This window comes from Streptomyces sp. NPDC093094 (assembly GCF_044754345.1).
In the GTDB taxonomy this organism is placed as follows: Bacteria; Actinomycetota; Actinomycetes; order Streptomycetales; family Streptomycetaceae; genus Streptomyces.
Genome location: NZ_JBIVOX010000017.1, coordinates 14,528 through 39,612, shown reverse-complemented (window position 1 = coordinate 39,612; position 25,085 = coordinate 14,528). Strand labels below are relative to the sequence as shown.

Below are 25,085 nucleotides of genomic sequence, written 5' to 3'. Positions count from 1 at the left end.
CCCTCACCCCTCCCGGGCATCCGCACGCCCGGAGGAGCCCTTTGTCTCCCTATATGTTCAGGAGCGATCCATGCGAACCCAGAGCCGACGACGGCCACCGCGAGCCATGCTCGCCGCGGCCGCCGCAGGGACGCTGCTCGCCCCGCTGCTCTCCGGCTGCTGGGTCGGGGCGGGCGGGTCCGGGTCCGGCGGCGACGCCATCAACGTCCTGATGGTCAACAACCCGCAGATGGTGGAGCTGCAGAAGCTCACCGCCGCCCACTTCACCGAAGAGACCGGCATCCAGGTCAACTTCACCGTCCTGCCCGAGAACGACGTCCGCGACAAGATCAGCCAGGACTTCGCCAACCAGGCCGGCCAGTACGACGTGGCGACGCTGTCCAACTACGAGATACCGATCTACGCCCGCAACGGCTGGCTCAAGGAGATGGACTCCTACGTCGCCGGCGACCCGGCCTATGACGAGCAGGACGTCCTCGAACCGATGCGCCGGTCCCTCACCGGCGACGACGGCAGGCTCTACGGCCAGCCCTTCTACGGCGAGTCGTCCTTCCTGATGTACCGCAAGGACGTCTTCGAGAAGAAGGGCCTGACCATGCCCGCCCGCCCCACCTGGCGGCAGGTGGCGGACCTCGCCGCCCGGGTGGACGGCGCCGAACCCGGGATGAAGGGCATCTGCCTGCGCGGACTGCCCGGCTGGGGCGAGGTCATGGCCCCGCTCACCACGGTCGTGAACACCTTCGGCGGCACCTGGTTCGACAAGGACTGGAAGGCCCGCCTGGACTCCCCGCAGTGGCTGGAGGCGACCAGGTTCTATGTCGATCTGGTGCGTGAGCACGGCGAGTCCGGCGCCGCCCAGTCCGGCTTCGCCGAGTGCCTGAACAACATGACCCAGGGCAAGGTCGCCATGTGGTACGACGCCACCTCCGCGGCCGGTCTGCTGGAGGCGGCCGGCTCCCCCGTCAGGGGCAAGGTGGACTACGCCCCCGCCCCCGTCGAGCGGACCGAGTCCTCCGGCTGGCTCTACACCTGGGCCTGGGGCATCCAGGATGCCTCCCGCAACCCCGGCAAGGCATGGAAGTTCGTGTCGTGGGCGTCCGGCAAGCAGTACGAGCAGCTCGTCGGCGACGAGGCCGGCTGGTCCGACGTGCCCGCGGGCAAGCGCGCCTCCACCTACGGCTACGCCGGCTACCGCGCCGAGGCCGCCGCCTTCCAGGAGATGACCCGGCGGGCCATCGAGGGCGCCCGCCCCGACGACCCCGGAGTGCAGCCTCGCCCCGCGCCCGGCATCCAGTTCGTCGGCATCCCCGAGTTCACGGACCTCGGCACCAAGGTCTCCCAGGAGATCAGCGCGGCCATCGCCGGACGCCAGTCCGTCGAGTCGGCCCTGAAGACGTCGCAGGCGCTCGCCGAGAAGATCTCCGAGGAGTACGAGGGACGATGACCGCGACCACCACGGCCCCGCCGGCCACCGCGACCGTCCGCGCGCCCGGCCGCTCCACGACCCGTCTGCACGCCTGGGCGACCCGGGCCCCGCTGCTGCCCGCCCTGGTCTTCATGATCGCGGTCACCCAGCTGCCGTTCGTGGCGACGCTGGTGATCTCGTTCTTCGACTGGAACGCGCTCTACCCCGACGCCCGCCGCTTCACCGGCCTCGCCAACTACTCCGAGGTCCTCACCGATCCCGCTCTGCGCCGCTCGGTGTGGACGACGGTCCTGCTCACCGCGGCCGTGGTGCTGGCGAGCCTGGTCCTCGGACTGCTCCTGGCGCTGCTGCTGGACCGCCGCTTCCGCGGCCGCTCCGTGGTCCGCACCCTGCTGATCGCCCCGTTCCTCGTGGTGCCCGTGGCGGCGGCCCTGCTGTGGAAGCACGTGCTCTACAACCCCGAGTACGGCCTGTTCAACGGCTTGTTGCACCACGTCGGCGGGCCCCAGCCGGACTGGATCTCCAACACCCCGCTGCTCGCGGTGGAGGCGGCCCTGGTGTGGCAGTGGACGCCGTTCATGATGCTGATCCTGCTGGCGGGCCTGCAGAGCCGCGACCAGCAGCAGATCGAGGCGGCCCGGGTGGACGGGGCGAGCGGCTGGCAGATCTTCCGCCATCTCACGCTCCCGCATCTGCGCCGCTACCTCGAACTCGGCGCCCTGCTGGGGTCGATCTACATCGTCCAGAACTTCGACGCGGTCTTCACCCTCACGTCCGGCGGCCTGGGCACGGCGAACCTCCCCTACACCGTCTACCAGAGCTTCTACCAGGCCCACGAGAACGGCCTCGCCTCGGCCGCGGGCGTCCTGGTGGTCATCGGCTCGATCGTCATCGCGACCCTCGCGCTGCGCGTGGTGTCGTCCCTGTTCCGCGAGGAGGTGTCCCGGGCGTGAGCGTCCTGCGCAGAAACGGCCTGGGCCTGATGGCCTGGCTGGCCGGCATCGTGTTCTTCCTGCCCATCGCCTGGATGGCGCTGACGTCCCTGCACTCCGAGCAGGACGCGGCGACGAATCCGCCGTCCTTCTCGGCGGCGCTCACCCTGGACGGCTACCGGGAGTTCTTCGGCTCCGGCGGCGGCGCGAGCCCCTGGCCGTCGCTGGTCAACTCCACGGTGGCGTCGCTGGCGTCGACCCTGCTCGTCCTGGTGCTGGCGCTCCCGGCGGCCTACGCCCTGTCCGTCCGCCCGGTCCGCAGATGGACGGACGTGCTGTTCTTCTTCCTCTCCACCAAGATGCTGCCGGTGGTGGCGGGGCTGCTGCCGGTCTACCTGTTCGCACGCGACACGGGGCTGCTGGACAACATCTGGCTGCTCGTCGTGCTCTACACCTCCATGAACCTGCCGATCGCGGTGTGGATGATGCAGTCCTTCCTCTCCGAGGTGCCGCCGGCCGTGATCGAGGCGGCCCGGGTGGACGGGGCACGGCTGCCGACGGTCCTCACCCGGGTCGTCGCCCCCATCGCCCTGCCCGGGATCGCCGCGACGGCGCTGATCTGCTTCATCTTCAGCTGGAACGAGCTGCTGTTCGCCCGGGTGCTGACCGGCGTGGTGGCCGGGACCGCCCCCGTCTTCCTGACCGGCTTCATCACCAGCCAGGGCCTGTTCCTGGCCAAGGTGTGCGCCGCGTCGCTCGTCGTCTCCCTGCCGGTGCTCGCCGCGGGGTTCGCCGCCCAGGACAAGCTGGTCCAGGGCCTGTCGTTGGGAGCCGTTAAATGAAGGCCGCCGTCATCGAGTCCGTGGGCAAGGCCGTCGTCGCCGAGGTCCCCGACCCGACGCCCGGCCCGCGCGAGGTCGTCGTGGAGGTCGCCGCGTGCGGGCTGTGCGGCACGGACCTGCACATCCTGCGGGGCGAGTTCGCGCCGGAGCTGCCGATCGTGCCGGGCCACGAGTTCGCGGGCGAGGTGGTCGCGGTCGGCACCGCCGTCACGGAGCTGTCGGCGGGCGACCGGGTCGCGGTCGACCCCTCCCTGTACTGCCACGAGTGCCGCTACTGCCGTACCGGCCACAACAACCTCTGCGAGCGCTGGGCGGCGATCGGGGTGACCGTGCCGGGCGGCGCGGCCCGCTACGCCGTCGCCCCCGTGGCGAACTGCGTCCTGCTGCCCGAGCACGTCCGCACCCAGGACGCGGCCCTGGTCGAGCCCCTGTCCTGCGCGGTGCGCGGCTACGACGTGCTGCGCTCCCGCCTCGGTGCCCACGTCCTCGTCTACGGCTCCGGGACGATGGGCCTGATGATGCTGGAACTCGCCAAGCGCACCGGCGCGGCCGGCGTGGACGTGGTGGACGTCAACCCGGCCCGCCTGGAGACGGCCCGCCGCCTCGGCGTCTCGGCCTGCGCGGCGGACGCCGACGAGCTGGACCGGCCGCAGGGCTGGGACCTCGTCATCGACGCGACGGGCAACGCGGCGGCGATCCAGGACGGCCTCGGCCGGGTCGCCAAGGCCGGCACGTTCCTCCAGTTCGGCGTCGCCGACTACGCGACCCGCGTCACGATCGACCCGTACCGCATCTACAACCAGGAGATCACCGTCACCGGCTCCATGGCCGTTCTGCACAGCTTCGAACGCGCCGCGGAACTCTTCGCGAACGGCGTCCTGGACCCGGACGTCTTCATCAGCGACCGCATCCCGCTGAGCCGCTACCCCGAGGCCCTGGCGCAGTTCGCGTCGGGGGTGGGCCGCAAGATCGTGGTGGTGCCGTGAGCCCGGGGAAGCCATGAACCCGGGAGAGCCCTGAGCCCGGGGAAGCCGTGAGCCCGGGAGAGCCGTGACCGTGGCGGCGGGGCGGTGGGGGCGGTGGGGCGGAAAAACCGGTGCGCCCCGCCGCCCCCGCCGCCGTAGCATCCCGCCCATGCCGGCTCCCCGAGACTTCGCCTACGAGGCCCACTCCGACGGCACCGTCGTGATCACCCACCACGGTCGCCCCGCCACCACCCTGCGCGGCTCCCGGGCGGCCCGCTTCCTCGACGAGGTCGCCGCCGACCCGCAGCTCGTCATGGCCCGCTGGACCGGGAACTACCGGCGCGGCAACGAGCGCACCGCCCGCGACCACCCCCGCAACCGCCGCTGACCCGATCGGCGGTCAGGTAAGGGAACGGTAAAACCCCCTCGCTCGTTCACGAGGCATGACAGCTATGACCCCCGGCTCGAACATCCCGCTCACCGCCGCCCGTGTGACGGTGGACGTCACCGCCCCGGTGCGGCTGGACGTCTCGGGCCTGCTGCTCACCGCCGACGGCAAGGTGCGCTCCGACGACGACTTCATCTTCTACAACCAGCCCACCGGCCCCGGCGTGGCCTACCGCTCCGGCGGCGGTGCCGCCCCCGACGCCATCACCGTCGACACCGCCGCCCTGCCTCCGGGCATCGAGAAGATCGTCGTCACCGCGAGCCCCGACGCGGCCGGCCAGACCTTCCAGGGCATCGAGCCGACGGCGACCCTGCGCAACGCGGACGACAACAGCGTCCTGGCCACCTTCACACCCCCGCAGCTCGGCGCCGAGACGGCGCTGGTGATCGTCGAGATCTATCTGCGCGGCGGCGTCTGGAAGGCCCGCGCGGTCGGCCAGGGGTACGCCGACGGGCTGGCCGGGATCGCCACCGACTTCGGCGTCTCCGTGGAGGAACCCGCCGCCCCCGCCCAGCCCGTCGCTCCCCCGGCACCCGTGACGCAGCCCCCGGCCGCCCCGCCGCCCCCGCTGAACGCGCCCGCGGCTCCTCCCGCTCCCCCCGCTCCCCCGGCGGCCCCGCCCGCCGCCGGCACCGGCAAGATCAACCTGGACAAGGGCCGGGTCAGCCTCCAGAAGAACCAGACCGTGTCCCTGGTCAAGGGCGGCCGGCCGCTGCTGTCCCAGGTCAAGATGGGCCTCGGCTGGGAGCCGGCCTTCCGCGGCAAGGACATCGACCTGGACGCGTCGGTGATCGCCTACGGCCCCCAGCGCAACCACATCGACAGCTGCTACTTCGGCAAGCTGACCATCGTGGGCGGCGCGATCCGCCACTCCGGCGACAACCTCACCGGCGAGGGCGGCGGTGACGACGAGGTGATCACCGTCGACCTGGGCCGGCTTCCCCAGGAGGTCACCGGCCTGGTCTTCACCGTGAACTCCTTCTCCGGTCAGAAGTTCACCGAGGTCGCCAAGGCGTACTGCCGTCTGCTGGACGCCTCGACCGGCGAGGAACTCGTCCGCTTCGACCTCACCGGCGCCGAGCCCCAGACCGGCGTGATGATGGCCAAGCTGATCCGCCAGTTCTCCGGCGAGTGGGAGATGACGGCCATGGGCGACTTCGTGAAGGCGCGCACGGTCCGCAACATGGTCAAGCCGGCCGCACAGGCACTGTGACGGACGGGCGCGGGGCGCCCCGTCCGGGGCGCCCCGGCGCGCTCGTCCCTCCGCCGCGCCCGTTCATCCCCGTGCGGCCCGCCCCCGGGGCCGCAGCCCTTCCATGAGCAGGTCCACGTAGCGGCCGACGTACTGTTCCCCGTCCTCGGCGAGGCCGGAGGCCGTGGCCAGCCCGTGGGCCAGCCGCAGCAGGTCCTGGGCGTCCACGTCCGGACGCAGGGTCCCCTCCCGCCACGCCGCCTCGGCCAGCCGCCGGGCCGCGTCCCGCAGTGTGCTGCCGCAGACGGTGTCCGCGAAGGAGCCGCCCTGCGCGGCGGCCGCGCCGAGCAGGGCCCGCAGACCGCGGATACGGATCGTGCCGAGGCCGAGTTCCCGCATCCACTCCGTCAGCGCCTCGCCCGGCGGCAGCCGGCCGGCGATCTCGTCGGCCCGGGCCGCGAGCGCCTCGATCCGGTCGACGTACGCGGCCTCCAGCAGGGCCTGACGGGTCGGGAAGTGCCGGTACAGCGTCCCCGACCCCACACCGGCCCGCTTGGCGATCTCGTCCAGCGACGCGCCCTCGCCGCGCTCGGCGAACACGGCGGCCGCCACCTCCAGCAGCCGCTGATGGTTGCGGCGGGCGTCCGCCCGTCTCGGCCTGACGGCGGCGCCCTCCGGGCCGGTGGGGCCGGCCGGCCGTCCCCCCGCTCCCACCTGCGACATTCGGCTGCTCCTCACGGACCGGGGACCGTCTCCGCATCCTATCCGCGGCCGGCCGCGGACGACCCCGGCCGACCGGGGCTCACCTCCGCGCGGGCCACCTGGTGTCCTCCACCGCGCCCGGCAGACCGGGACGGGTGGGGCAGGTGGGACGGGTGAGGCAACAGACTGCATGTACGGAACGGGCCATGATGAATTCCCCCGAATTCGCTGTCGTTTCCGACCTTTCCGAGGAAGACGCACCGGCGGGGGCCACGGCTGCGAACATTTCAGCCGATCAAGAACGGGCCGGATCCGCACGTCCCCGAAGGCGTTCCCCGGCCCCTCGCCGCACGAGGGCGGACGCGGTCCGGGCGAGTCGTCGGCGGCCGGTCAGTTCCCCTGCTGGGAACGGGCCTTGAAAGCCGCCTTGCGCGCCTCCTTGGCGACCTTCTTGTCCGGGTGGAGGCGGCCCATCGCCTCCAGCACGTCCGCCGTGGCGGGGTGGTCGACGCGCCAGGCCGCCGCGAAGAACCCGCTGTGCTGGGCGGCCAGCCCCTCCACGAGAGCCTGCAGCTCCTCGGAGTTGCCCTCGGCGGCGAGCTGCGCGGCCAGGGTGTCGACGGTCAGCCAGTACACCATCGCCTCGGGCGGCGGCGGCACGTCCGTCGCGCCGCGCTCGGCCAGCCACACCCGGGCCAGGCCGCCCAGTTCGGCGTCGTCCAGCACCTCGCGCAGCGCGGGCTCCGCCACCGCGCCGACCAGGGACAGGGCCTGCTGACAGCGCAGTCGGCGCAGCGGCCCGCCCGGGTCGGTGCCCCGCGCGGCGCCGAGCAGCTCACGGGCGGCGTCCTGCGGATCACGGCGGGCCAGCCACTGCTCGGTCTCGGCCTGCGCGGCACGCGGCCCGAACGCGGCGGTGCCGTCCAGCAGCGTGTCCGCGCCCTTGTCGCCGAATTCGCCCACGGCGGGTGCGGTGTGCCCGGCGTCGAGCAGCCGGGCGCGCAGCCCGTACAGGCCGAGCGGGGTCAGCCGCACCATGCCGTAGCGGGAGACGTCGGTGTCGTCGACGGGCCCGGCGGGGACGTCGGGGTCGTCGGGGTCGGCCATCAGCGCCTCGTCGACCGGGTGGTACTCCACGAGCCCGACCGGCTCCAGTGTCCGGAACTGGTCGTCGAGGCGCATCATCGCGTCGGAGACCTGCTCCAGCATGTCGTTGGTCGGTTCGCCCACGTCGCCGGGCACGATCGCGGACGCGGCGAGCGCGGGCAGCGGCACGGGCGCGTCGCCGGGTCCCTCCTCGCTGACGCTGAGCAGGTAGAGGTTGGCGAGCACACGGTCGAGGAAATCGGCCTCGGCCTGCGGGTCCCAGTCGAGCCGGGAGAAGTCGATGGTGCCGCCCTCGTCGAGCGCGTCGACCAGGTCGTCGAGATCGGGCACGCTCGCGTCGGCGAGCAGCGTCTCCAGGGCGTCCTGCCACACACCGAGCACATCGTGCGGGGAGCCCGAGGTGAGCAGCGCGAGGTCGGCGCCCCCGGTGACGGTGCCGGTCTCCTCGTCGGCGACCTCGACGAGCCCGGTGTCGACGGCGACCCGCCACGCCTCGCTGGCATGCGCGGCGGCGTCGTCGCCGCTCAGGCCGAGCACCCCGGCGGCCTCGGCGAGCTGTTCGTCGACCAGTCCGCCGCCCGCGTCGACCCGGGTGGCGGGGCCGGCCCAGCGGGCGAGACGGGCGGCCCGGGACAGCACCGGGGTGGACAGCGCGTCGCGCGCCAGCTCCGCTTCGGACGCGAGCCGCGCCGGGGGCAGGGGGGAGCTGTCTGACATGGGCCTGGTTCTCCTAGGGCGCCTGGTCGCTGTGAACGCAGCTCAGCCTAGACGGATTTCGCCCCATGCCGCCCGGTTCATCTCTCCGTCAGGTGACGTACATGGCCGAAACCTTGACAACTGGCGCCGCCAGGCAGGAAATTGACGCGCGTAGAAATGGGGGGAACACCTGTACACCGACGCCGCGCGCGTCATGGTCCAGCCATCGACCCACCCTCGTCCCGGCGCTTCACGAAAACGTCCCCGGAGGGATCCCTTGCCGAGCAAGTCTTCCGCGCGCCTCGCCGCGCTCACCGTCGCCGCCGTGTGCTCCGCGGCGTCCACGGTCGTCCTGACCTCGCCCGCGCACGCCGACGCCGTACGCGTGCACGACATCCAGGGCACCACCCGCATCTCCCCGTACGCGGGCAAGCAGGTCACCGATGTGACCGGCGTCGTCACCGGCGTGCGGACCTACGGCTCCTCGCGGGGCTTCTGGATCCAGGACCCGCAGGCCGACGCCGACCCGGCCACCAGCGAGGGCGTGTTCGTCTTCACCGGCTCCGCCCCGAAGGGTGTGGCGGTGGGTGACGAGGTGAAGGTCTCGGGCACGGTCTCCGAGTTCGTCCCCGGCGGCACCGCCTCCGGCAACCAGGCGGTGACCGAGATCACCAAGCCGGTCTTCACCGTGCTCTCCGGCGGCAACGCGGTCCCGGCCGCCGTCACGCTGGACGAGGACTCGGTGCCGGACGCGTACGCCCCGGAGGGCGACCCGGCCGCGGGCGGCTCGGTCAACGCGCTGCCGCTGCGCCCGTCGGCGTACGCCCTGGACCTGTACGAGTCCCTGGAGGGCATGAACGTCCGGGTCGGCGACGCCCGCGTGGTCGGCGCCACCGACCCGTACACCGAGCTGTGGGTCACGGTGAAGCCGGACGAGCACGACAACCGCCGCGGCGGCACGGTCTACGGCTCCTACGCCTCCCAGAACACCGGCCGGATCCAGGTCCAGTCGCTCGGCAAGCCCGCCGACTTCCCCGCCGCGAACGTCGGCGACACCCTCGCCGGCACCACCGCCGGCCCGCTGGACTACAACCAGTTCGGCGGCTACACCCTCGTCGCGAGCGAGATAGGCACGCTGGAGAGCGCCGGTCCGGAGCGCGAGACCACGCGCAGGCAGCAGCGCGGCGAGCTGGCGGTGGCGACGTACAACGTCGAGAACCTCGACCCGTCCGACAGCACCTTCGCCGCGCACGCCGCCGCGATCGTGGACAACCTCCAGTCGCCCGACATCGTGTCCCTGGAGGAGATCCAGGACAACAACGGCGCGACGAACGACGGGACGGTCGCCGCCGACCAGACGGTCCGCAAGCTGATCGACGCGATCGTCGCGGCGGGCGGCCCGGCCTACGACTGGCGCTCGGTCGACCCGGTGGACCTCGCCGACGGCGGTGAGCCCGGCGGCAACATCCGCCAGGTGTTCCTGTTCAACCCCGAGCGGGTGTCCTTCACCGACCGCGCGGGCGGCGACGCCACCACCGCCGTCGGGGTCACCAAGGTGCGCGGCAAGGCCGCCCTGACCGTCTCCCCGGGCCGTGTCGACCCGGCGAACGCGGCCTGGAACAACAGCCGCAAGCCGCTGGCCGGCGAGTTCGTCTTCCGGGGCCGCACGGTCTTCGTGGTCGCCAACCACTTCAACTCCAAGGGCGGCGACCAGGGTCTGACCTCGCAGTACCAGCCGCCGGCCCGCAGCTCGGAGATCCAGCGGCACGCGCAGGCCACGGCCGTGAACGCGTTCGTGAAGGACGTCCTCCACGTCCAGAAGAACGCGGACGTCGTCGTCCTCGGCGACATCAACGACTTCGAGTTCTCCGGCACCGCGAAGATCCTGGAGTCCGACGGCGCGCTGTGGTCGGCGATCAAGTCGCTGCCGCGCAGCGAGCGTTACTCGTACGTCTACCAGGGCAACGCCCAGGTCCTGGACCAGATCCTGGTCAGCCCCGACATCCGCCGCGGCTGCGACCTCGACTACGACAGCGTGCACATCAACGCGGAGTTCAACGACCAGATCAGCGACCACGACCCGCAGGTGCTGCGCTTCCGCCCGTAGGTCTCACGAAGAGCCGACCGTGCAGCTCCACTTAGCGATATCTCGTAGGAGATTTAAGTGGAGCTTCACGGTCCCTCGGCCGAGACTGGCTCCATGACCGCTACGCATCCTCCTTTCGGCCGCGCCCTGTGCGCGATGATCACCCCCTTCACCGCGTCGGGCTCGCTCGACCTCGACGGGGCGCAGCGGCTCGCCGACCGGCTGGTGGGCGAGGGCTGCGACGGGCTCGTGCTCTCCGGCACGACCGGCGAGTCGCCGACCACGTCGGACGCCGAGAAGGCCGGGCTGATCAGGGCGGTGCGGGAGGCCGTGGGCGACCGGGCGAGCCTGGTGGCGGGTGTGGGCACCTCCGACACCCGCCACACCGTCGAACTCGCCCTGGCGGCCGAGAAGTCGGGCGCCGACGGGCTGCTGGTGGTGTCGCCGTACTACAGCAGGCCGCCGCAGGACGCGCTGGAGGCGCACTTCCGCGAGATCGCGGACGCGGCCGGTCTGCCCGTCCTCCTCTACGACATCCCCGGCCGCACCGGAACCCGCATCGAGCCGGACACCATGATCCGCCTGGCCGGCCACCCCCGGATCGTGGGCGTCAAGGACTGCTCCTACGACTTCCTCGCCGCCCAGAAGGTCCTCTCCGCCACGGAACTGGCCTACTACGCGGGCTGCGACGAGCACAACCTCGCCCTGTACGCGATCGGCGGGGCCGGGTACGTCAGCACGGTCGCCAATGTGATCCCCGGTCATCTGCGCGCGGTGCTCGACGCGTTCGACGCGGGCGACACCGCGGGCGCGGCCCGTCTCCAGCGGGCGGCGACCGCGCTCATCGAGCTGATGATGTCGGCGGGCCTCCCCGGCGCGGTCACCGCGAAGGCCCTGCTCGACGGGCTCGGCCTGCCCGCGGGCCCGGTGCGCGCCCCGCTGCGCCCGGCCGGCCGGGACGCGGCCGACGCGCTGCGGGCGGCGTACGACCGCCTGACGACCGCGCCGCCCGCTCCGGCCTCCGCCTGATCAGCGCCGGGCGAGGACGGGCTCCCAGCCCTGCCGGGAAGGGTCCGTGTCCGCTTCGCGCACCCCGCTCAGCGGTACGGCCTCCTTCTCGCCGAGCGTGACCAGCACCAGCCGGGGCAGATAGGGCGCATCGAGCTTCGACGCCCGTTCCCAGGCGATGAGCCGCCGGTCGTCGACCCAGGCCAGCAGCTGCGCACCGCGCACCTGGGCGACCTCCTTGCCGGTCCGCGGGTCCACGACGGAGGAGTACGACTCGTCGGGCTCCACCTCCCTGGTCAGCCCGAGCGCGGCGAGCCGCCCGTCCGGCGAGAGCCGCGCGGGCACGTCCGCCCGCAGACGCCGCTCGGCCGCGGGCGCGGCGATCTCGTCGCCGTCGAGGCCGTAGAACCGCTGGAGCCCGTCCCGGCCGCCGAGGACCTGGCAGTACACCGACCGGCCGTCCCGGCCGAAGGCGAAGTCCTGACGCTGCCCGAAGTAGTCGTCGCCCCGGGCGGCGACCCTGCTCCAGTCGGCCTTCCCCGAGGCCACGTCGAGGACGTAGAAGCCGGTGCGGTGCGGGTCCCGCGGCGGGAGCACGTAGCTCCCGTCGTCGCCGGGGGTGTCCTTCGGGACGTACGGGTCGGGGTGGTTCCCGTACGTCGTCGCGACGAGCTTCGTCCCGTCGGAGGAGTACGCGAGCCCGCCCGCCCCGCGCTCCAGCGGGATCCACCGCTCGACCTTCCCGGTGCCCAGGTCGAGCAGTCCGACGCGCCGCGCGGGCAGCTGCCGTTCCAGCACGGCGGCGGTCTCCAGTCCGGGCGCGACGGCGACGAAGGACCACCGGGTGTCCTTCTCGTAGCGGTCGGTCGTGGGGTCGAGGAGCCAGTACGTGCGCCGGAGGACGAACCGGCCCCCGGGCACCGGCACGGACCCGGTGCGGTAGTACGCGGCCATCGCGACGTCCCCCGCGGCGATCAGATCGGCCGGGGGCGACTGATCCGGGTGGGCACTGACCTTCGTCCCGTCCGGCGTGGTGACCGCATGCCGGTTCCGCTCTCCGGCCCCGCCGGGTCCGAGCAGCGGCACGGCCGTCGCGACGGCCACGACGGCGGCACCCGCCGCGACGGCGGCGGCGATCCGCCGGCCACGACGGCGCCCGCGCGCCCGCAGCACCTGCTCGGCCAGGTCCGGCGCCGCGCCCTGCTGTTCCCCGGCCAGCTCCCGCAGGGAGTCCCGCACCAGTTCCTCGACGTTCACGGACGCACCTCCACGGGTGAGAAGTCACGGGCGGCCCGCGGCGCGGCACCGGACGTGCCGCGCAGGGCGGCCAGTTCGGGCGCGAGGTCGCGCAGCCGGGCCAGCGAGCGATGAGCGGTGGACCGTACGGTGCCGACCGAACAGCCCAGCAGACGGGCCACCTCGGCCTCGGGCAGGTCCTCGAAGTAGCGCAGCACGAGCACGGCCCGCTGCCGCGCGGTCAGCCGGGCCAGCGCCTCCCGCATCACGAGCCGCAGCTCGGCCGCGGTCGAGCCGTCGGGGACGGCACCGTCGTCGGGCGGTTCGGCGACGGTGAACTCGCGCCGCCGCCACTTCAGCCGCCATCTGCCGATCTGCTGCCGGTACAGGACCTGCCGGACGTACGCCTCCGGCTCGTCGATCCGCTGCCACCGTCCGGCCGCCTTGATCAGGGCGTTCTGCAACAGGTCCTCGCCCGCGTGCCGGTCGCCGCCGCTGAGCAGGACCGCGGTTCTCAGCAGCGCGGAGGACCTGCCGGCCACGAACCGCCGGAACTCCTCCTGAGCCTGGGCGTCCATCGTCACCTTCCCCGTCGGCCGGCGGACCCGCTGTCCGCCCCTCCCACTGGTGGTGACGCGTCCGGAGGCCGGCCGCTATGCGGGTTCCGCGCGGCTTCTTCCGTACCGCTCTGCGGCACCGCTTCCCGCGGCGCACGGGAACGGCCCGGAGCCCGCGCCGCGCCTGAGCGCGACACGGGCCCCGGGCCGTCCGCGGACCGGTTCCTCCCTGGTCAGCCCCCGAGCTTCCCGGGACCGACCAGGAGCACGTGCTCCAGCACGTCCTCCATGGGGTCGTCCACCTGCCCGACGCTGACCAGGGCCACCCGGTGGCCGTTGTGCGAGGCGGTGTGGTGCTCGTCGGCCTGCGCCGTCCCCGCCGCCTGCCATCCCAGCACCGCCACGGCCCCGGCCACCGCCGCCCTCGCCCGTGCGTCCACCATCACTCAGCCCCTCGTCTCGACGAACATCCGGCACCTCTGCCATCCGCCGAACCGCCCCGGAGGTCACGCGGAGCAACCCGAACGAGCGCACGGGCCCTCGGGACGAGGTCAGTTGTGGCTGTGGAGGATGTCGTTCAGGCCGCCCCACTCGGCGTTGTTCGGGACCGCCTGGACGGCGCCGGTGACGGAGTTGCGGCGGAAGAGGATGTTGTCGGCACCGGAGAGCTCACGGGCCTTGACGACCTGGCCGTCGGGGAGGGAGACCTTGGTCCCGGCGGTGAGGTAGAGGCCCGCCTCGACGACGCAGTCGTCGCCGAGCGCGATGCCGACGCCGGCCTCGGCGCCGACCAGGGAGCGCTCGCCGATGCGGACGCGCTCCTTGCCGCCGCCGGACAGCGTGCCCATGGTGGAGGCTCCGCCGCCGATGTCCGAGCCGTCGCCGACGACGACGCCCTGGGAGATACGGCCCTCGACCATGGACGTGCCGAGGGTGCCGGCGTTGAAGTTGACGAAGCCCTCGTGCATGACCGTGGTACCGGCGGCGAGGTGCGCGCCGAGACGGACCCGGTCGGCGTCGGCGATCCGGACGCCCGCGGGGGCGACGTAGTCCGTCATCCGCGGGAACTTGTCCACGCCGAAGACGCCGAGGTGCAGGCCGCGGGCCCGGGCGGCCAGGCGGACCGTCTCCAGGCCGTCCACGGCGACCGGGCCGAGCGAGGTCCAGGCGACGTTCGCGAGCAGGCCGAAGATGCCGTCCAGGTTCTGCTCGTTCGGCTTCACCAGGCGGTGCGAGAGCAGGTGCAGCCGCAGGTAGGCGTCGTGGGTGTCGAGCGGCTTGTCGTCCAGCGAGGAGATGACCGTACGGACCGCGACGATCTCCACGCCCCGGACGGCGTCCGTGCCGAGGGCGGCCGCACCCTGCTCGCCGAGCAGCTCGGCGGCACGCCGGGCGTCCAGGCGCTCGGTGCCGGCGGGACCGGGCTCGGCGCTGAGCCGGGGCGCGGGGAACCAGGTGTCGAGGACGGTGCCGTCGGCGGCGATCGTGGCGAGGCCGGCGGCCACGGCGCCGGTGGTACGAGGAGCAGTCGTGTCGGTCATGAGGGAAACCTAACGTGGCGGGGGCCGCCCGGGCGAACCGGCCACCGGCCGTCTCACGTGCCGGGCGACCCCGGCGGAAGGGCCCGCCGCCCGGCCCTCCCGGCACCCTCACCGGCGGGTCCCGGGGCTGGTCCGGGGGCGGGTCTCAGGGGTGCTCTCAGGGGCGCACGCCCTTCCTGTCCACCACCGCCGTGTCCGTGCGCGCCCCGCTGATGACGGCGGCCCCCTCCTGCCACTCCTGCTCGTCCTCGCCCGAGACGTACCGGTAGCCGCGGTAGAGGAAGGTGACCGGGTCGAGGAGGATCTCCTCGCGCCCGGCGGAGGGCTGCTTGCCCGGCAGATAGACGGCGACGGCGTCCCGGCCCGTGACGTCGGTGACGTCGGCGGCCCGGACCCCGGGGACGGCGGCCAGCGCCCGGTAGACCTTGGCGAGGCCCTCGGGGTCGTAGGGGTAGGAGCGGGACAGGACCGCCGTCAGGGCGCGGTACCCGTGCTCGGCCGTCAGCTCGTAGGGGTCGGTGGCGCTGTAGAACTGCACCGCCCTCGCCCGGACCTTCTCCGGGTCGTCCGGCAGGCTCCGCAGGAACTCGTACTGCTCGCGGGGCGAGTGGTCGTCCCCCTGCCTGCCGTTCTCGAAGGCCGGGTCGGCGTACCGCGTCCAGTCCTCGTCGGTCTGCGGGCCAGGCTTCTCGTCGTCGGTCAGATTCGTCTCCACGGTCTTCGTGTAGATCCACTGCCCCTCGCGCGCGGTCGTCCCCGGGCGGGCCTCGATCGCGTCCGCGGCCCTGTTCAGCAGCCCCTTCGCGCTGCCCAGTTCGATCGTGTAGCGCGGTGCGGAGCCGCCGGGCCGGATGCCGTCCTGTCCGCCGACGACCTGGGTGCCGATCACCGCGGCCATCGTGATCGCGGTGGCACCCGCCGCGGCGAGCCGCCAGTCGCCGCGCAGCCTCCGGGCGCGCCTGCCCTGCCGTGCCTCCGTCAGGAGCCGCTCGCGTCCGGCGACCAGATCGGCCCGCCGTGCGGCCGGCGCGTCGGAGCGCAGGTCGCGTACCGCCGTCATCTCGTCCATGTCAGATCGCCTCCGTGGGGTCGAGCGTGAACGCGGGATCGGCGCCCAGCGCGGAACGCACCTTGCGGCGGGCGCGGTTGAGCCGGGAGCGGACCGTCCCGACGGGGATGCCGAGCGCCTCGGCGACCTCCGGGTAGGTGAGGTCGGCCCAGGCCACCAGCAGCAGCACGTGCCGGTCGCCGGCCGACAGCGCGGCCAGGGCCCCGGCCAGCGGCGCCTGCGCGGTGCCGGCGGCGATCCGTTCGTCGGCCCGTTCCGACCAGGACTCCGCGACCGGGTCGTGCCCGGTGCGGGCCAGCGCCCGCAGGCCCCGCACCTCGGCGCGGCGCTGCTTGCCGATGAGGTTGGCGGCGATGCCGTACAGCCAGGGCCGGGCATGGGCGCGGCCGGTGTCGTAGCGGCCCCGGATGCGGAAGGCGACCAGGAACGTCTCCGCGGTGATGTCGTCCGCCGCGCCCGCGCCCAGCCGGCGGGCCGCGTAGCGGTGGATGTCGGGCGCGTACCGGTCGTAGAGCCGGGCGAACAGCTCCGGCTCCTCCAGGGACTGGGCCACGAGGTCGCCGTCCTCGGACGGCTCCGGCGGTCCGGTCACGTGTCCTCCAGGGAACAAGGTCTTGGTGAGCATGTCACCCGCTGTTCCCCGAAGCCCCCTGAGGGGTTCACGCCCCGCGCAGGACCCTCGACAGCATCCGGCGCGCGTACTCCTCGTCGTAGGGCACGTCCGTGAGCAGCACCTGGAGACAGATGCCGTCCATCAGGGCCACCAGGGCGCGTGCCGTGACCGGGTCGGTGTGCGCGGCGAGCAGCTCGCCGAGTCCTTGCGCCCACTCCGCCGCGACCGGCCGCAGCGCGGGCCTGCGCAGCGCCGCGAGGTAGAGCTCGTACTCCAGCTCCACCCCGGTGCGGTCCCCGGCGAGCCAGTCCCGCATCAGCGCGGCGAGCCGGGCGGCGAGGTCGGTGCCCGGGGCGTCGAGTCCGCCGTGCCCGGCGACCAGCGCGGTGAAGCCCTCCCCGGTGCGGCGCAGGGCGGCGGTCAGCAGCTCGTCGAGGGTGGCGAAGTGGTAGGTCGTGGAGCCGAGCGGCACGTCCGCCTCGGCCGCGACGGTGCGGTGGCTCAGGCCCGCGATGCCGCGCTCCGCCACGACCCGGATCGCCGCGTCGACGATCCGCTCCCGGCGGCCCGGGTCGTGGCGCCGGGGCATCAGTGGGCGCCGCCCGTGCTGAGCACCACGACCCCGATGATGATCAGCGCGATCCCGGCGGCCTTCGCGGCGTTCATCCCCTCCCCCAGGAAGAGCACGCCGATGGCGGCGATCGCGGCGGTGCCCACGCCGGACCATATGGCGTAGGCGTTGCCGATCGCGACGGTCCTCAGCGTCTGCGCGAGCAGGGCGAAGGACACGACGTAGCCCAGCACGGTGAGCACGGAGGGCAGCAGCCGGGTGAACCCGTCGGTGTACTTCATGGCGGTCGTGGCGGCGACCTCGGCGGCGATGGCCCCGGCGAGCAGGAGGTACCCCATGTGTACGAGCGTACACAACGGATCTGGCGCGGACATGCCGAAGGGGCGGCACCCGTGACGGGTGCCGCCCCTTCGCCGGATGCTCCGGCAGGGCGTCTCAGACGTTGAAGCCGAGCGCGCGCAGCTGGTCGCGGCCGTCGTCCGTGATCTTGTCCGGGCCCCACGGCGGCATCCACACCCAGTTGATGCGCAGCTCGTTGACCAGCCCGTCCGTGGCGGACTTCGCCTGGTCCTCGATGACGTCCGTCAGCGGGCAGGCCGCCGAGGTCAGCGTCATGTCGATCGTCGCGATGTTCGCGTCGTCGATGTGGATGCCGTAGATCAGGCCGAGGTTGACGACGTCGATGCCCAGTTCGGGGTCGACGACGTCGTACAGGGCCTCGCGGATCTCGTCCTCGGAGGCCGGCTTCGTCTCAACGGTCTCGCTCATGCCGTCTTCCTTTCCGCGTCGGCTCCGCCCAGGGCCTGGGCCGTCGCGTCCTTCCATGCCATCCAGCTCAGGAGGGCGCACTTGACCCGGGCCGGGTACTTGGAGACACCGGCGAACGCGACCGCGTCCTCCAGCACCTCCTCCATTGCGTCGTCGGGCTCGATCTTCCCCTTGGACTGCATCAGCTCCAGGAAGGTCTCCTGGATCCGCTGCGCCTCGGAGACGTCCTTGCCCACGAGCAGGTCGTTGAGCACCGAGGCCGACGCCTGGCTGATGGAGCAGCCCTGGCCCTCGTAGGAGACGTCCTCGATCTTCGTGCCGGCGTACTTCACGCGGAGCGTGATCTCGTCGCCGCACGTGGGGTTCACATGGTGCACCTCGGCGTCGCCGTCCCTCAGACCACGCCCGTGCGGGTGCTTGTAGTGGTCCAGGATGACGTCCTGGTACATCGAGTCCAGCTTCATGCGATCGCTCGTCCCGTCAGCCGAAGAAGTTCCGTACGTGCTCCAGCCCCTCGACCAACGCGTCGATCTCGGCGGGCGAGGAGTACAGATAGAACGACGCTCGTGTGGTCGCGGGAATTCCGTACCGCAGGCACACGGGGCGGGCGCAGTGGTGGCCGACCCGGACCGCGATGCCCTGCTCGTCGAGGACCTGGCCCACGTCGTGCGGGTGGATGTCGCCGAGCGTGAAGGAGATCGCCGCGCCCCGGTCCTCGGCCGTGGTGGGGCCGATGATCCGCAGGTCGGGGACCTCCTGGAGCCGCTGGACCGCGTACTCGGTCAGCGCGTGCTCATGGGCGAGGATCCGGTCCATGCCGATCGAGCCGAGGTAGTCGATCGCCGCGCCCAGACCGACCGCCTGCGCGATCGGCGGGGTGCCCGCCTCGAACTTGTGGGGCGCCGGGGCGTACGTGGAGGAGTGCATCGAGACGGTCTCGATCATCTCGCCGCCGCCCAGGAACGGGGGCAGGTCCTCCAGGAGCTCCTGGCGGCCCCACAGGACGCCGATGCCGGTCGGGCCGCACATCTTGTGGCCGGTGAAGGCCACGAAGTCGGCCTGGAGGGCCTGGACGTCCAGCGGCATGTGCGGCGCGGCCTGGGAGGCGTCGATGCACACCAGCGCACCGACCTCCTGGGCGCGGCGGACTATGGCCTCGACCGGGTTGACCGTGCCCAGGATGTTGGAGACCAGCACGAAGGAGACGATCTTCGTCTTCTCGGTGATGATCTCGTCGATGTTGGACAGGTCGAGACGGCCGTCGTCCGTGAGACCGAACCACTTCAGCTTCGCGCCCGTGCGCTGCGCCAGCAGCTGCCACGGCACGATGTTGGAGTGGTGCTCCATCTCCGTGATGACGATCTCGGTCTCGCGGTCCACGCGGTAGGGCTCGTCGGCCCAGCCCAGCATGTTCGCCACGAGGTTGAGCGACTCGGAGGCGTTCTTGGTGAAGATGACCTCGTCGCGGCTCGGCGCGTTGATGAACTCGGCGACCTTGTCACGCGCGCCCTCGTACAGCGCCGTGGCCTCCTCGGCGAGCACATGCACACCGCGGTGGACGTTGGCGTTGTAGCGCTCGTAGTACTCGCTCAGGGCGTCAAGCACCTGGCGCGGCTTCTGCGAGGTCGCCGCGTTGTCCAGGTACACGAGCTTCTTGCCGTCGTGGACCTGTCGGTCCAGGACGGGGAAGTCCTTGCGGATCGCCTCGACGTCGAGGAGGCCCGGCAGCTGTGTCACTCGGATGCGCCACCCTTCGTGTATGCCTCGTAGCCCTCGGCCTCGAGCTTGTCGGCGAGCTCCGGACCACCGGACTCGACGATCTTGCCGCCCGCGAACACATGCACGTGGTCGGGCTTGATGTAGCGCAGGATGCGCGTGTAGTGCGTGATGAGCAGGGTGCCGACCTCGCCGGTCTCACGGACGCGGTTGACGCCCTCGGAGACGATGCGCAGCGCGTCGACGTCCAGACCGGAGTCGGTCTCGTCGAGAACCGCGATCTTCGGCTTGAGCAGCTCCAGCTGAAGGATCTCGTGGCGCTTCTTCTCACCGCCGGAGAAGCCCTCGTTGACGTTGCGCTCGGCGAAGGAGGGGTCCATGTTGAGGCGCTCCATGGCCTCCTTGACCTCCTTCACCCAGGTGCGCAGCTTGGGGGCCTCGCCGCGGATGGCGGTGGCGGAGGTGCGCAGGAAGTTGGAGACCGAGACGCCGGGGACCTCGACCGGGTACTGCATCGCCAGGAAGACACCCGCGCGGGCGCGCTCGTCGACGGACATCTCCAGGACGTCCTCGCCGTCGAGCAGCACGGTGCCGCCCGTGACGGTGTACTTCGGGTGACCCGCGAGCGAGTACGCGAGGGTGGACTTGCCGGAGCCGTTGGGGCCCATGATGGCGTGCGTCTCGCCCTGCTTCACGGTGAGGTCGACGCCCTTGAGGATCTCCTTCGTGGCGTTGTCGGCCTCGACGGTGACGCGCAGGTCTCGGATTTCAAGCGTTGCCATGGGTGCCTCAGGACTCCTGGTTGAGGGAGACGAGCACGTCGTCCCCTTCGATCTTTACGGGATATACGGGGACGGGGCGCGTCGCGGGAAGGCCGGACGGCTTGCCGGTGCGGAGGTCGAACGCCGAGCCGTGCAGCCAGCACTCGATCTGGCAGTCCTCCACCTCGCCCTCCGACAGGGAGACGTTCGCGTGCGAGCAGATGTCGTGGATCGCGAACACCTCGCCCTCGGTGCGGACGACGGACACCGGCGTGCCGTCGAGTTCCACCCGTTTCGGGGTGTCCTCCTCCAGCTCGCTCAGCGCACAGGCGCGTACGAAGGTCATGCGACCGACGCCTCCAGCTCTTCTTCGATCTTGGCGAGCAGGCGCTCCTCGATGTCGTCGACACCGATCTGCTGGACCAGCTCGGCGAAGAAGCCGCGGACCACCAGGCGGCGGGCCTCGTGCTCCGGGATGCCTCGGGCCATCAGGTAGAAGAGCTGCTCGTCGTCGAAGCGGCCGGTGGCGGAGGCGTGGCCGGCGCCCACGATCTCGCCGGTCTCGATCTCCAGGTTGGGCACCGAGTCGACGCGGGCGCCGTCGGTCAGCACCAGGTTGCGGTTCATCTCGTAGGTGTCCGTGCCCTCGGCCGCGGCCTCGATGAGCACGTCGCCGATCCACACGGCGTGCGCCTGCTCGCCCTGGAGCGCGCCCTTGTAGACCACGTTCGACGTGCAGTGCGGCACGTTGTGCGTGACCAGCAGACGGTGCTCCTGGTGCTGGCCGGCGTCGGTGAAGTACAGGCCGAACAGCTCGGCCTCGCCGCCGGGACCGGCGTACGTCACGCGCGGGTGCAGCCGGACCACGTCGCCGCCGAAGGTGACGACGACCGACTTGAAGGAGGCGTCGCGGCCGATCAGCGCGTTGTGCTGGGCCATGTGCACGGCCTTGTCGTCCCAGTCCTGGACGGAGACGACGGTCAGCTTGGCGCCGTCGCCCAGGATGTAGTCGACGTTGGCGGAGAGCACGGCGTCACCGGTGTGGTCGATGACGACGACGGCCTCGGCGAACGCGCCCAGCTCGATCACCTGGTGGCCGAAGGCGGTGCCGCCCTCGCCGTGCACGGCGATGCGGATCGGCTCGGTGAGGACGGTCTCCTTGGGGACGGTGACGACCGCGGCCTTCTCGAAGGCGGAGTACGCCTGCGCGGCGACACGGTCCACCGGGGTGCCCGCCCTGCCGATGCGCGCGTCGTCGCGGCCGACGGTCTCGACGGTGACGCCCTCGGGAGCCTGGACCTCGACCTTCACGCCCTCACCGGTCGCGACGGCGGTTCCGTCGTGCAGACCGCGCAGCCGCTCCAGCGGGGTGAACCGCCACTCCTCCTCGCGGCCGTGCGGGACCGGGAAGTCCGCCACGTCGAAGGACGGGGGCGCGCTCATGCGCGAGACGACGGTCGACTCGGCGGCGACCGCGATCGAGCCGGCGGTCGTGGAACCGACCGGGATGTTCTGAGCCTCAGCCATGGCTGTCGTAGTGCTCGCTTTCCGTTGCGTTAGGGGCCTGATGGAGATCGCTGCCGGTGATCAGCCGACCGCGCCTTCCATCTGCAGCTCGATCAGCCGGTTGAGCTCCAGGGCGTACTCCATGGGCAGCTCCTTGGCGATCGGCTCGACGAAGCCGCGCACGATCATGGCCATGGCCTCGTCCTCGGACAGGCCGCGGCTCATCAGGTAGAAGAGCTGGTCCTCGGAGACCTTGGAGACGGTCGCCTCGTGGCCCATGGAGACGTCGTCCTCGCGGACGTCGACGTACGGGTAGGTGTCCGACCGGGAGATGGTGTCGACGAGCAGCGCGTCGCAGAGCACGTTGGACTTGGAGCCGGGGGCGCCCTCGCCGATCTCGATCAGACCGCGGTAGGAGGTGCGGCCGCCGCCGCGCGCCACGGACTTCGAGACGATGTTGGACGACGTGTTCGGCGCCATGTGGACCATCTTCGCGCCGGCGTCCTGGTGCTGGCCCTCGCCCGCGAAGGCGATGGACAGGGTCTCGCCCTTGGCGTGCTCGCCCATCAGGTAGACGGCCGGGTACTTCATCGTCACCTTGGAGCCGATGTTGCCGTCGACCCACTCCATGGTCGCGCCCTCGTAGGCGACGGCACGCTTGGTGACCAGGTTGTAGACGTTGTTCGACCAGTTCTGGATGGTCGTGTAGCGGCAGCGGGCGTTCTTCTTGACGATGATCTCGACGACCGCGGAGTGCAGCGAGTCCGACTTGTAGATCGGGGCGGTGCAGCCCTCGACGTAGTGCACGTAGGCACCCTCGTCGACGATGATCAGGGTCCGCTCGAACTGGCCCATGTTCTCCGTGTTGATACGGAAGTACGCCTGGAGCGGGATCTCGACGTGCACGCCCTTCGGCACGTAGATGAAGGAGCCGCCCGACCACACGGCCGTGTTCAGCGCGGCGAACTTGTTGTCACCGACCGGGATGACGGTGCCGAAGTACTCCTTGAAGAGCTCCGGGTGCTCCTTCAGCGCGGTGTCGGTGTCGAGGAAGATGACGCCCTGCTCCTCCAGGTCCTCGCGGATCTGGTGGTAGACGACCTCCGACTCGTACTGGGCGGCGACACCGGCGACGAGACGCTGCTTCTCCGCCTCCGGGATGCCCAGCTTGTCGTAGGTGTTCTTGATGTCCTCGGGCAGGTCCTCCCAGGACTCCGCCTGCTTCTCCGTCGAGCGCACGAAGTACTTGATGTTGTCGAAGTCGATGCCCGACAGGTCCGAGCCCCAGTTCGGCATGGGCTTCTTCTCGAAGAGCCTCAGCCCCTTGAGACGCAGCTTCGTCATCCACTCCGGCTCGGACTTCTTGTCCGAGATGTCGCGGACGACGGCCTCGCTCAGGCCGCGCTTCGCCGCGGCACCGGCCTCGTCGGAGTCGGCCCAGCCGTACTCGTACTTGCCCAGACCTTCCAGCTCAGGGTGGGCAGTCTCCGTGGGCAGAGTCATGCGGGGTTCCTCCCGGCCGTGCTTGCAGATGCGTTGTGGGAAATCTTGGGGATGAACGTCGTGCACACGCCGTCGCCGTGGGCGATGGTCGCAAGCCGCTGGACATGGGTCCCGAGCAGCTCGGCGAAGAACTCCGTCTCCGCCTCGCACAGCTGGGGGAACTGCTCCGCGACATGGGCGACCGGGCAGTGGTGCTGGCACAGCTGCTCACCGACGGGGGCGCTCCGCGCCGTAGCAGCGTACCCGTCGGCCGACAGGGCCTTGGCCAGGGCTTCGGCGCGCTGGTCGGGGGCCGCACCGGCGACGGCCTCACGGTACGCGGCGGCCTGCGCGGCGATCCGGGCGCGGGCGAAGGCGGCGACGGCCTCGCCACCGCCCTCCTGGTCGGCGATCCAGCGCAGGGCGTCCGCGGCGAGCTTGTCGTACGACTGGTCGAAGGCGTCACGGCCGCAGTCGGTGAGCGCGAAGACCTTGGCGGGGCGGCCGCGGGTGCGTGTGCCGTAGACCCGCTGCTCCCGGGCCTCGACGACGTCGTCGGCGACCAGCGCGTCGAGGTGGCGGCGGACGGCCGCCTGGGTCAGGCCCAGCCGGGAGGCGAGGTCGGCGACGGTCGACGGGCCGTGGTCCAGGATGGACCGCGCGACGCGGTTGCGTGTCGAACGCTCTCCGGTCGCGAGCTCCTCATGAGGGGCCCCCGTGGGGGTCTCCCGAGCCTCGCCGACGTTTTTCACAACGCCATTGTTGCGTAATTCCTCAGAGCTGGGCAAGCGCGGCCCGGACGCCCCGACGGTGCCCTACATCACTTAGGCATACCTAATCTGACCTGCGGAAACGATCTTTGATCGATCAAAAACGAAAACAGGAAGGCGCCTCCGACCAGGACTGTTGCCGTCCGACCACCCGCCGTCCCGGGCCCCTGCTCGCGAAACCTAGACTCTTCAGTCATGCGAACCGATCCCGTCCTCCAGGTCCAGGCCCTGGTGAAGCGGTACGGCGACACGACCGCGGTGGACGGCCTCGATCTGGTGGCCCGTCCCGGAGTCACCGCCGTACTCGGCCCCAACGGCGCCGGCAAGACCACCACGGTCGAGACGTGCGAGGGGTACCGCAGAGCGGACTCCGGCACCGTCCGCGTCCTGGGCCTCGACCCGGTGCGGCAGGCCGACGAGCTGCGCCCCCGGATCGGCGTGATGCTCCAGTCGGGCGGTGTCTACTCCGGCGCCCGCGCCGAGGAGATGCTGCGCCACATCGCCCGGCTGCACGCGCACCCGCTGGACGTGGACGCGCTGGTCGAGCGGCTCGGACTCGGCTCCTGCGGCCGCACCTCCTACCGGCGCCTGTCGGGCGGCCAGCAGCAGCGGCTCGCGCTGGCGATGGCCGTGGTGGGACGCCCCGAGCTGGTGTTCCTCGACGAGCCGACCGCGGGCCTCGACCCGCAGGCCCGCCGCGCCACCTGGGACCTGGTCCGCGACCTGCGCGCCGACGGCGTCTCGGTGATCCTCACCACGCACCACATGGACGAGGCCGAGCAGCTCGCCGACGACGTCGCGATCATCGACGGGGGCCGGGTCATAGCCCAGGGCACCCCCGAGGAGCTGTGCCGCGGCGGCGCCGAGAACACCCTGCGCTTCACCGGCCGCCCGGGCCTCGACGTGGGCTCGCTGCTCAAGGCGCTCCCCGCGGACAGCGCCGCCGCGGAGCTGACTCCGGGCTCCTACCGGATCACCGGCAAGATCGACCCCCAGCTGCTGGCCACGGTCACCTCCTGGTGCGCCCAGCACGGAGTGATGCCGGACCGCATCTCGGTGGAGCGGCACACGCTGGAGGACGTCTTTCTGGA

The 25,085-nt window shown here is 71.8% G+C and carries 27 protein-coding genes; 9 read left to right on the top strand and 18 right to left on the bottom strand.

Annotated features, from left to right (window positions below):
• Positions 1 to 70: 70 nt before the first annotated feature.
• From ACIQGV_RS30200 to ACIQGV_RS30175, 6 genes are all read left to right on the top strand, one after another.
• Positions 71 to 1,444, top strand: coding sequence for an ABC transporter substrate-binding protein (locus ACIQGV_RS30200; protein WP_402499923.1), 1,374 nt, complete (start codon positions 71 to 73; stop codon positions 1,442 to 1,444).
• Positions 1,441 to 2,379 carry a carbohydrate ABC transporter permease gene (locus ACIQGV_RS30195; RefSeq protein ID WP_402499920.1) on the top strand — a complete coding sequence of 313 codons (939 nt, stop codon included), beginning with the start codon at positions 1,441 to 1,443 and terminating at the stop codon, positions 2,377 to 2,379. Before ACIQGV_RS30200 ends, ACIQGV_RS30195 begins: the two co-directional genes overlap by 4 nt.
• Positions 2,376 to 3,200, top strand: coding sequence for a carbohydrate ABC transporter permease (locus tag ACIQGV_RS30190; RefSeq protein WP_402499917.1), 825 nt, complete (start codon positions 2,376 to 2,378; stop codon positions 3,198 to 3,200). Before ACIQGV_RS30195 ends, ACIQGV_RS30190 begins: the two co-directional genes overlap by 4 nt.
• Positions 3,197 to 4,186, top strand: a complete 990-nt coding sequence (locus ACIQGV_RS30185; protein WP_402499914.1) for a zinc-dependent alcohol dehydrogenase family protein — start codon at positions 3,197 to 3,199, stop codon at positions 4,184 to 4,186. The genes ACIQGV_RS30190 and ACIQGV_RS30185 overlap by 4 nt, the downstream gene beginning before the upstream one ends.
• 148 nt (positions 4,187 to 4,334) lie before the next feature.
• Complete coding sequence (locus ACIQGV_RS30180; RefSeq protein ID WP_402499911.1) at positions 4,335 to 4,553, top strand: hypothetical protein; 219 nt, start codon at positions 4,335 to 4,337, stop codon at positions 4,551 to 4,553.
• A 64-nt stretch (positions 4,554 to 4,617) separates the two neighbouring features.
• Positions 4,618 to 5,826 carry a TerD family protein gene (locus ACIQGV_RS30175; protein ID WP_402500183.1) on the top strand — a complete coding sequence of 403 codons (1,209 nt, stop codon included), beginning with the start codon at positions 4,618 to 4,620 and terminating at the stop codon, positions 5,824 to 5,826.
• Between the two features lie 63 nt (positions 5,827 to 5,889).
• Here ACIQGV_RS30175 and ACIQGV_RS30170 read toward each other — a convergent pair whose 3' ends face one another.
• Both ACIQGV_RS30170 and ACIQGV_RS30165 read right to left on the bottom strand, forming a co-directional pair.
• Positions 5,890 to 6,528, bottom strand: a complete 639-nt coding sequence (locus tag ACIQGV_RS30170) for a TetR/AcrR family transcriptional regulator (protein WP_402499908.1) — start codon at positions 6,526 to 6,528, stop codon at positions 5,890 to 5,892.
• A 369-nt stretch (positions 6,529 to 6,897) separates the two neighbouring features.
• Complete coding sequence (locus tag ACIQGV_RS30165; protein ID WP_402499906.1) at positions 6,898 to 8,331, bottom strand: hypothetical protein; 1,434 nt, start codon at positions 8,329 to 8,331, stop codon at positions 6,898 to 6,900.
• A 256-nt stretch (positions 8,332 to 8,587) separates the two neighbouring features.
• Here ACIQGV_RS30165 and ACIQGV_RS30160 point away from each other — a divergent pair, with 256 nt between their 5' ends.
• Both ACIQGV_RS30160 and dapA read left to right on the top strand, forming a co-directional pair.
• On the top strand, positions 8,588 to 10,417 hold the full coding sequence (locus ACIQGV_RS30160; RefSeq protein WP_402499904.1) for an endonuclease/exonuclease/phosphatase family protein: 1,830 nt from the start codon (positions 8,588 to 8,590) through the stop codon (positions 10,415 to 10,417).
• Positions 10,418 to 10,510: 93 nt separating this feature from the next.
• On the top strand, positions 10,511 to 11,425 hold the full coding sequence (gene dapA, locus ACIQGV_RS30155; protein WP_402499902.1) for a 4-hydroxy-tetrahydrodipicolinate synthase: 915 nt from the start codon (positions 10,511 to 10,513) through the stop codon (positions 11,423 to 11,425).
• On the opposite strand, the gene ACIQGV_RS30150 is transcribed toward dapA, so the two are convergent.
• The 16 genes from ACIQGV_RS30150 to ACIQGV_RS30075 form a co-directional block, all read right to left on the bottom strand.
• Complete coding sequence (locus ACIQGV_RS30150) at positions 11,426 to 12,661, bottom strand: WD40 repeat domain-containing protein (protein WP_402499900.1); 1,236 nt, start codon at positions 12,659 to 12,661, stop codon at positions 11,426 to 11,428. It lies immediately after the preceding gene.
• The gene (locus ACIQGV_RS30145) at positions 12,658 to 13,218 is read right to left on the bottom strand and encodes a SigE family RNA polymerase sigma factor (protein ID WP_402499898.1); all 561 of its coding nucleotides are present in this window, start codon (positions 13,216 to 13,218) and stop codon (positions 12,658 to 12,660) included. The genes ACIQGV_RS30150 and ACIQGV_RS30145 overlap by 4 nt, the downstream gene beginning before the upstream one ends.
• A 212-nt stretch (positions 13,219 to 13,430) precedes the next feature.
• Positions 13,431 to 13,640, bottom strand: a complete 210-nt coding sequence (locus ACIQGV_RS30140) for a hypothetical protein (protein ID WP_402499896.1) — start codon at positions 13,638 to 13,640, stop codon at positions 13,431 to 13,433.
• Between the two features lie 108 nt (positions 13,641 to 13,748).
• Positions 13,749 to 14,738, bottom strand: a complete 990-nt coding sequence (gene dapD / locus ACIQGV_RS30135) for a 2,3,4,5-tetrahydropyridine-2,6-dicarboxylate N-succinyltransferase (RefSeq protein ID WP_402499894.1) — start codon at positions 14,736 to 14,738, stop codon at positions 13,749 to 13,751.
• Positions 14,739 to 14,895: 157 nt separating this feature from the next.
• Positions 14,896 to 15,807, bottom strand: coding sequence for a CU044_5270 family protein (locus tag ACIQGV_RS30130; RefSeq protein WP_402499891.1), 912 nt, complete (start codon positions 15,805 to 15,807; stop codon positions 14,896 to 14,898).
• A 1-nt stretch (position 15,808) separates the two neighbouring features.
• Complete coding sequence (locus ACIQGV_RS30125) at positions 15,809 to 16,399, bottom strand: RNA polymerase sigma factor (protein WP_402499888.1); 591 nt, start codon at positions 16,397 to 16,399, stop codon at positions 15,809 to 15,811.
• Positions 16,400 to 16,466: 67 nt separating this feature from the next.
• Positions 16,467 to 17,009: a TetR/AcrR family transcriptional regulator gene (locus tag ACIQGV_RS30120; RefSeq protein WP_402499885.1), complete on the bottom strand. Its 543-nt coding sequence runs from the start codon at positions 17,007 to 17,009 to the stop codon at positions 16,467 to 16,469.
• A complete protein-coding gene (locus ACIQGV_RS30115) occupies positions 17,009 to 17,329 on the bottom strand; it encodes a DMT family transporter (RefSeq protein ID WP_402499882.1) in 321 nt (106 codons plus the stop codon). Before ACIQGV_RS30115 ends, ACIQGV_RS30120 begins: the two co-directional genes overlap by 1 nt.
• Positions 17,330 to 17,426: 97 nt before the next feature.
• Positions 17,427 to 17,759, bottom strand: a complete 333-nt coding sequence (locus tag ACIQGV_RS30110; protein WP_402499880.1) for a metal-sulfur cluster assembly factor — start codon at positions 17,757 to 17,759, stop codon at positions 17,427 to 17,429.
• A complete protein-coding gene (gene sufU, locus ACIQGV_RS30105; protein WP_402499879.1) occupies positions 17,756 to 18,223 on the bottom strand; it encodes a Fe-S cluster assembly sulfur transfer protein SufU in 468 nt (155 codons plus the stop codon). Before sufU ends, ACIQGV_RS30110 begins: the two co-directional genes overlap by 4 nt.
• Positions 18,224 to 18,239: 16 nt before the next feature.
• The gene (locus ACIQGV_RS30100) at positions 18,240 to 19,496 is read right to left on the bottom strand and encodes a cysteine desulfurase (RefSeq protein WP_402499877.1); all 1,257 of its coding nucleotides are present in this window, start codon (positions 19,494 to 19,496) and stop codon (positions 18,240 to 18,242) included.
• The gene (gene sufC / locus ACIQGV_RS30095; protein ID WP_402499875.1) at positions 19,493 to 20,257 is read right to left on the bottom strand and encodes a Fe-S cluster assembly ATPase SufC; all 765 of its coding nucleotides are present in this window, start codon (positions 20,255 to 20,257) and stop codon (positions 19,493 to 19,495) included. Before sufC ends, ACIQGV_RS30100 begins: the two co-directional genes overlap by 4 nt.
• 7 nt (positions 20,258 to 20,264) lie before the next feature.
• Positions 20,265 to 20,582, bottom strand: coding sequence for a non-heme iron oxygenase ferredoxin subunit (locus ACIQGV_RS30090; RefSeq protein WP_402499872.1), 318 nt, complete (start codon positions 20,580 to 20,582; stop codon positions 20,265 to 20,267).
• On the bottom strand, positions 20,579 to 21,763 hold the full coding sequence (gene sufD, locus ACIQGV_RS30085) for a Fe-S cluster assembly protein SufD (RefSeq protein ID WP_402499870.1): 1,185 nt from the start codon (positions 21,761 to 21,763) through the stop codon (positions 20,579 to 20,581). Before sufD ends, ACIQGV_RS30090 begins: the two co-directional genes overlap by 4 nt.
• Before the next feature lie 60 nt (positions 21,764 to 21,823).
• A complete protein-coding gene (sufB, locus tag ACIQGV_RS30080; protein WP_402499868.1) occupies positions 21,824 to 23,245 on the bottom strand; it encodes a Fe-S cluster assembly protein SufB in 1,422 nt (473 codons plus the stop codon).
• Positions 23,242 to 23,976, bottom strand: coding sequence for a helix-turn-helix transcriptional regulator (locus ACIQGV_RS30075; protein WP_402499866.1), 735 nt, complete (start codon positions 23,974 to 23,976; stop codon positions 23,242 to 23,244). The genes sufB and ACIQGV_RS30075 overlap by 4 nt, the downstream gene beginning before the upstream one ends.
• Before the next feature lie 213 nt (positions 23,977 to 24,189).
• Between ACIQGV_RS30075 and ACIQGV_RS30070 the strand changes: the two genes are divergently transcribed.
• Positions 24,190 to 25,085, top strand: an 896-nt coding sequence (locus ACIQGV_RS30070) for an ABC transporter ATP-binding protein (RefSeq protein ID WP_402499864.1), incomplete at its 3' end; no start/stop codon positions are given.

Coding starts and splice junctions, on each gene's coding strand:
- ACIQGV_RS30180 (WP_402499911.1), top strand. CDS start 4,335: ATGCCGGCTCCCCGAGACTTCGCCTACGAGGCCCACTCCGACGGCACC.
- ACIQGV_RS30115 (WP_402499882.1), bottom strand. CDS start 17,329: ATGGGGTACCTCCTGCTCGCCGGGGCCATCGCCGCCGAGGTCGCCGCC.
- sufB (WP_402499868.1), bottom strand. CDS start 23,245: ATGACTCTGCCCACGGAGACTGCCCACCCTGAGCTGGAAGGTCTGGGC.
- ACIQGV_RS30090 (WP_402499872.1), bottom strand. CDS start 20,582: ATGACCTTCGTACGCGCCTGTGCGCTGAGCGAGCTGGAGGAGGACACC.
- ACIQGV_RS30165 (WP_402499906.1), bottom strand. CDS start 8,331: ATGTCAGACAGCTCCCCCCTGCCCCCGGCGCGGCTCGCGTCCGAAGCG.
- ACIQGV_RS30140 (WP_402499896.1), bottom strand. CDS start 13,640: ATGGTGGACGCACGGGCGAGGGCGGCGGTGGCCGGGGCCGTGGCGGTG.
- ACIQGV_RS30185 (WP_402499914.1), top strand. CDS start 3,197: ATGAAGGCCGCCGTCATCGAGTCCGTGGGCAAGGCCGTCGTCGCCGAG.
- sufU (WP_402499879.1), bottom strand. CDS start 18,223: ATGAAGCTGGACTCGATGTACCAGGACGTCATCCTGGACCACTACAAG.
- ACIQGV_RS30130 (WP_402499891.1), bottom strand. CDS start 15,807: ATGGACGAGATGACGGCGGTACGCGACCTGCGCTCCGACGCGCCGGCC.
- sufC (WP_402499875.1), bottom strand. CDS start 20,257: ATGGCAACGCTTGAAATCCGAGACCTGCGCGTCACCGTCGAGGCCGAC.
- ACIQGV_RS30195 (WP_402499920.1), top strand. CDS start 1,441: ATGACCGCGACCACCACGGCCCCGCCGGCCACCGCGACCGTCCGCGCG.
- sufD (WP_402499870.1), bottom strand. CDS start 21,763: ATGGCTGAGGCTCAGAACATCCCGGTCGGTTCCACGACCGCCGGCTCG.
- ACIQGV_RS30110 (WP_402499880.1), bottom strand. CDS start 17,759: ATGAGCGAGACCGTTGAGACGAAGCCGGCCTCCGAGGACGAGATCCGC.
- dapA (WP_402499902.1), top strand. CDS start 10,511: ATGACCGCTACGCATCCTCCTTTCGGCCGCGCCCTGTGCGCGATGATC.
- ACIQGV_RS30145 (WP_402499898.1), bottom strand. CDS start 13,218: ATGGACGCCCAGGCTCAGGAGGAGTTCCGGCGGTTCGTGGCCGGCAGG.
- ACIQGV_RS30170 (WP_402499908.1), bottom strand. CDS start 6,528: ATGTCGCAGGTGGGAGCGGGGGGACGGCCGGCCGGCCCCACCGGCCCG.
- ACIQGV_RS30120 (WP_402499885.1), bottom strand. CDS start 17,009: ATGCCCCGGCGCCACGACCCGGGCCGCCGGGAGCGGATCGTCGACGCG.
- ACIQGV_RS30200 (WP_402499923.1), top strand. CDS start 71: ATGCGAACCCAGAGCCGACGACGGCCACCGCGAGCCATGCTCGCCGCG.
- dapD (WP_402499894.1), bottom strand. CDS start 14,738: ATGACCGACACGACTGCTCCTCGTACCACCGGCGCCGTGGCCGCCGGC.
- ACIQGV_RS30175 (WP_402500183.1), top strand. CDS start 4,618: ATGACCCCCGGCTCGAACATCCCGCTCACCGCCGCCCGTGTGACGGTG.